Here is a 5231-nt window from a genome sequence, read left to right as displayed (position 1 = left end):
AAGCAATGACCTTCACGCCATGTTGACATTTTCAGAAGGATGAAACACATGCTCGATAAACCAGACTGTATTCGCCTGCGAGGCGAGCGCCATCGTTGCCTGATGGCCGTAATGGCCCCGTTGATCGTCAAAGATGGTAATTGGCCCAGCTTCAAGGGTCTCCTGGAGGAAGCCAAAAATATTGGTGTCGAAGCAGTTACCGTGGATATCTGGTGGGGCAAGGTCATGCAAGATCGCCACAGTCCAGATTGGGAGTATTATATAAAAATATTCCGGATTATCTGTGACCATGGTTTGGACATTGTACCAATCTTTTCGTTGCATCATGGCGGGGGAAGTGTCGGTGATGGAAATTTGAACATACCCATCCCCGGGTGGGTATATAACCAGTTGGCCAGAGAGGCAGGACTGGAACCAAATGATTTGAAGTACGAAAGTGAAACTGGAACTCTGCAATCCGATGCTCTCCCGGTATGGGCCACTGTTGGTGCCCATGGACCCGTGGTGATGGCGGCTGTCCGCATTTTTTTCCAGGCTTTTACCCAGGTCCCCTTTTTTCAAGAATTGGCAAAAGCCGGAGCCTTTCCCGAGTTAAACATCAGCCTGGGACCAGCAGGCGAATTGCGTTATCCATCCTACAATGAATCGGATGGCTGGAAATTTCCTGATCGGGGATTCTTTCAATGCTATGGTCGATTGGCACGTCAATCGTTCCGGGAGTGGGCGCAAAATAGACTGGAATGGTTGGAAAGAGATAATCCTGATGCCGCATCCAATAGCTGGATCGTCTTCCAACGCAATGCAGCCCATGGAACCGACCTTTATGAAAACATTCGGCCTCCAGGGGGAGAATATGCCCCTCTTCAACTTCCCCATGCCAGAGCTGATGAGTCTATGCGCAATATAGACTACATGAATAATGAATATGGCCAGGATTTCACCCGCTGGTACCATGAATGTCTCTTGGAACACGGAAAAACGTTGCTGCGAGAAGCCAATAGCAGCTTTTCGAAAGATCCTTTCGCAAGTATTCCACTGGGCATGAAAATTCCCGGAATACATTGGCAATGGCGATGTACCGGAGTGCCCCGCATGGCCGAAATCACTGCCGGATTGATAGCGGCCAACGCATCAATTGTCCCGCCTGGTGATAAAACAGCCCCCAGAAGTACAGGTTATGACAGTATCTTCAACATGGTTCGGGATCTGAAAAGCGAATTCGGAAACAGCCGAGATATCATTGTCCACTTCACAGCCTTGGAAATGGATTCAAAATTCCCCAACTGCAATTCCAACGACACTTTCAAAACATCCGATCCTCAAACACTGGTTCGTTGCGTGGCCAATGCTGCCCAAAAAGCTGAAGGCATGTCACAGGTTGACCCAGTGACCCTGCGTGGCGAAAATGCGCTCATCTGCGTGATCAACGAAGATCACAATTCGGAAGTAACTGATTGGGAAAAAATCGGAGAAATATTCACGGCAGGTCATTTCACTGGTTTCACCTTGTTGCGTTTGGTGTGTACTTGCTGGGAAAAAGAAAAAGAGGCTTTCGAAAAATTTATCAAGGCCTATGATACACACCGTCGCAGTCTGTGAAAATGTCAACCAATCCCATACCAGATTTGACCTGAAATACCGTTCCCAATTTCCATCACGGGAAAAGACGGGATTCTTCCCTGGGCAAATTTCACCATGGGGAAGAGCCGTCTTCTTCCCCGTGGAACCATGTTCCGTTTTTATCCGTTATTCGAGCAGTCTCAGAATATGTTCCACGGCCACGACGGCACCATCGAGGGGAATGCGTGGCGGACGGGGCAAGGCCATCAGTTCGCGCAGAGGTTCTTCCCAAGCGCCAGAACGAAATGTCGCCTGAGAAATTTCCCGTGCCCGACCATGCCGCTGGAGCCAGGGACAGATGGACGCCTCATCCGGAAAGGTTCCGCGGCGAACATAGAGAAACGGTGTGCCATGGGCTACGGTTTCCACGGACATGCCATAACCGGGTTTGCCCACCACGGCATCCACGGAAGCCAGCACATCCCGGAAAGACCAGGCACCGGACAAATCCTGCCAGGTGACCAGATGATCGGCAGGCAAAGGCGAAGGAAAATCGAGAATCCAGATCCAGTCCTGATTGCCGGCCATGGCAGCAAAAGGAAGGTTGCTGCCGGGAATGCCGCCGAGGCTGACCAGCACCAGGGGACGTTGATCTGTGGCGGAAAGATGCAAATCCCGCCGCAGCCGCGCAGGCTGGGGAACACCCGGCTCAACCAGGGGGGGAATCAGGACCTGTCGGGGAAACGGACCATCCAGGAGGGCCGGCGTGGGCAGCAGGGCCAGGGTGGTGGTGCCATAGGCCTGCCGCATCTGTTCCCACCAGCGCCGGGGACCGGGTTCCGCCAGGGAAAAATAGGCCGCCAGCACCAGATCCCAGGAGAGCGATGCCACTGCCACACTCGGAATACCCAGCGCCCCCGCCGCCGCCAGGGGCAGATAAGGCACATTCGCCAGGACCAGATCGGGCGACCAGGCCGCCATGGCCTGTTTCTCCGCTTCCAGGAGGGTCGGCCAGGTTGCGTGGATGCGCTCCAGGGCAGCAGCCGTTGCCGGCAAATCCACCGTCAACGGATCGTTCTGGATCAGACCCACATCCCGGGCTGCCGGATCCTGCGAATGGGGAAGGCCCAGATTGCGCTGAATCACGTCGGGTGACAGAGACCCTGCCAGGCGCAGTTCCAGATCCGGCCTTTGGCGGGCAAGTTCCCGCAAAACGGGAACCATCTGGGAAAAATGCCCGAATCCATGCGCGGTCACCGCACACCAGATGCGCAGGGCCATGGCAGCCACACTCCCTAAACGGGTTGTTTTTCGCTGGGTTCCGGATCCCCTGTTCCCTTGCGGACAAAACCGACCCATTCGGTGCCCTGCCGGTCGAATTGCAGCAACCGGTGGCCATTGACCGTACACCAGGCGGGCAGATCCCGACTCAAGCCGGGATCCGTGGCACGCACTTTCAAAACCGCTCCGGCAGGCATCTCCTCCATGGCCGACGCCACCCGCAAAACCGGCAGGGGACACAACAGATTACGGGCATCCACTTCCATTTGGGCGGTGGACACCTTCCCCTTGCGACCTGAATGTGAATGGGCGCGGGGTCTTCCTTTGGGTGCAGGCAAGTTTCCAGTTCTCCAGACGTTATTTTATGTTACAAAAAAAGGCTTTCCTGCCACACGACAGTGACATTTCCCGGCTATCATGGCGCATTTCTTCCATGTGGGGTGATTACCCTTTTTCTCGATGGATTGCAAGGGATCGATCCGGGTTTTCCCGGTTACCTGGCTCGCATCTCATGGCATAATGGGGACAGAGTTCAGGGAAAGACACCGAAAACAGTGATGGATGACGCATGAATAGCAATCAAAACAACAATATTGCCCGGAATTCCGGGATTGGCTTTCGCATCCTGCTGATCACAGGCCTCTCCATTCTGGTGGGATTTGGCGGCATGGCCTTGTTTTATTTTCGCCAGGATGATGAGGTGATTCTGTCCCAGGGCAAACGGACCATGGGGTTGATTGCCTTGTCAGCCAGCCAGGGATTGCAAACAGCCATGCTCTCGGGCAATGCCCAGATAGCTCATGATTATGTAAACAATATCAAACAAGTACCTAATATTCTGGATTTTCAGATCCTGCGTATGGACGGACGCCCTGCCTTTCACGACAACCAGACCATCGATGCCGTCAATCAACATCTGGGACAGGGCGCTTATACCAGACGTCAGGAAAAGAACTCGGCCAAGCATATTGAAATTCCCACCGGTCTGTTGGCAGATTTGTTGCGTTCTGAACGTGAAGTGTTTGATTTTATTGTGTCTTTAAACGAAAAACCCATTTTGACGGTCTACTCCCCCATTTTCAACCAGGATGGGTGTCACACCTGCCATGGCCAAAGCGACAAACTGCGGGGCATGGTCAAGTTGACCACCTCCCTGGAAACCGTGAAATGGGACATTCAAGCGGCCCGCATCCGTACCCTGGGCATGTTTGGTTTGGGCATATTGGTCATCCTGGGCATGGTCTATCTGGCCATCCATCGCCTCGTGGTCACTCCCCTCGGACGCATCACCCGCGCCATGGAGCAGGTTGCCGGGGGTGATATTCTGCAACAGGTACCGGTCCTGGGAAGTCAGGAATTTGTCCGCATGGCCCGCAGTTTCAATTTCATGAGTGCCGAGCTGGAAAAATCCCACAAAGGATTGCAGACCGAACGGGACAAACTTGCCACCATCATTCTGAGTGCCCGGGAAGGGATCGTGGTCACCGACCAGTCCGGGCAAGTGGTCCTGGTCAACCCGGCTGCCGAACGCCTGTTGGGCAAGACGGTCCAGGAAATTTCCAGCCAGAGCTTTGTCAATCTGCTCGATGATCCATCCTACATGGAGGGTTTGCTGACCAGTCACGACAAGGCCATGCCGGAGACGGTGGTCTACAAAAATCGTGTTCTCCACGTCTATGCGGCCACCATCCGGGCCAACGATAACCGGCCTGTTGGCTCTGCTGCCCTCCTGCGAGATATCACCGGTGAAAAACGTCTCGAAGAAAAACTGCGGCAGCTCTCCTACACCGATGGCCTGACCGGATTGTTGAATCGTCGGCGTCTGGACGAGGTTTTGACGGAAGAGTTCGACCGGGCACAACGTTACCATCTGGAACTGGCGGTATTGTTGTTCGATGTGGACCACTTCAAAAAATTCAATGATCGGCATGGTCACGATCAGGGCGACCGGGTCCTGCAAGCCATTGGCCGGGAAATGCGCAATTTGTTCCGTGCCCTGGATTTTCCCTGTCGTTTTGGTGGCGAGGAGTTTTGCGTGATCATGCCCAGCACCGGCCAGACCGGTGCCCAACAGGTTGCCGAACGGTTGCGGGAACGGGTGGAGTTGACGGACGTGGATGGTCTGAAAGTGACCATCAGCGTGGGCGTCGCCACCCTGCCTCTGGTCGAGGCCGCCAATCCGGAAGCCCTGCTCAAGGCCGCCGACGAGGCCCTGTACGAAGCCAAGCGGGGCGGACGTAATCAGGTATGCTGTGCAACGCCCCGTCTTGCACAGCCTGGGTCACCTGGTGAAAATCCGGCATAAGGATGTGTTCATAAGGCCTTGATCATCACTTTGGAAAGAAAGATTTTATTGGGGCTCCGCCCCAAACCCCGCCAAGAGGAAGGGC

4 protein-coding genes are annotated in these 5231 nt (G+C 54.4%); 2 read left to right on the top strand and 2 right to left on the bottom strand.

Annotated elements, in window-relative coordinates; translation table 11 throughout:
• The first annotated feature begins 48 nt into the window (after positions 1 to 48).
• Positions 49 to 1599 (top strand): family 14 glycosylhydrolase, encoded by a 1551-nt coding sequence (locus HQL65_20195; GenBank protein ID MBF0138557.1) that lies wholly within the window; start codon positions 49 to 51, stop codon positions 1597 to 1599.
• A gap of 147 nt (positions 1600 to 1746) precedes the next feature.
• On the opposite strand, the gene HQL65_20190 is transcribed toward HQL65_20195, so the two are convergent.
• Together HQL65_20190 and HQL65_20185 are read right to left on the bottom strand one after the other, a co-directional pair.
• Positions 1747 to 2841: a hypothetical protein gene (locus tag HQL65_20190; GenBank protein ID MBF0138556.1), complete on the bottom strand. Its 1095-nt coding sequence runs from the start codon at positions 2839 to 2841 to the stop codon at positions 1747 to 1749.
• Between the two features lie 14 nt (positions 2842 to 2855).
• The gene (locus HQL65_20185; protein ID MBF0138555.1) at positions 2856 to 3107 is read right to left on the bottom strand and encodes a sulfurtransferase TusA family protein; all 252 of its coding nucleotides are present in this window, start codon (positions 3105 to 3107) and stop codon (positions 2856 to 2858) included.
• A 302-nt stretch (positions 3108 to 3409) separates the two neighbouring features.
• Between HQL65_20185 and HQL65_20180 the strand changes: the two genes are divergently transcribed.
• Positions 3410 to 5146, top strand: a complete 1737-nt coding sequence (locus HQL65_20180; GenBank protein MBF0138554.1) for a diguanylate cyclase — start codon at positions 3410 to 3412, stop codon at positions 5144 to 5146.
• The last annotated feature ends 85 nt before the right edge of the window (positions 5147 to 5231 follow it).

The organism is Magnetococcales bacterium, from assembly GCA_015228935.1.
In the GTDB taxonomy this organism is placed as follows: Bacteria; Pseudomonadota; Magnetococcia; order Magnetococcales; family DC0425bin3; genus HA3dbin3.
This window is presented reverse-complemented; position numbering and strand designations above follow the sequence as displayed.

Excerpts from the sequence above, each read along its gene's own strand:
- HQL65_20195 (MBF0138557.1), top strand. The coding sequence starts at position 49 with ATGCTCGATAAACCAGACTGTATTCGCCTGCGAGGCGAGCGCCATCGT.
- HQL65_20190 (MBF0138556.1), bottom strand. The coding sequence starts at position 2,841 with ATGGCCCTGCGCATCTGGTGTGCGGTGACCGCGCATGGATTCGGGCAT.
- HQL65_20185 (MBF0138555.1), bottom strand. The coding sequence starts at position 3,107 with ATGGAAGTGGATGCCCGTAATCTGTTGTGTCCCCTGCCGGTTTTGCGG.
- HQL65_20180 (MBF0138554.1), top strand. The coding sequence starts at position 3,410 with ATGAATAGCAATCAAAACAACAATATTGCCCGGAATTCCGGGATTGGC.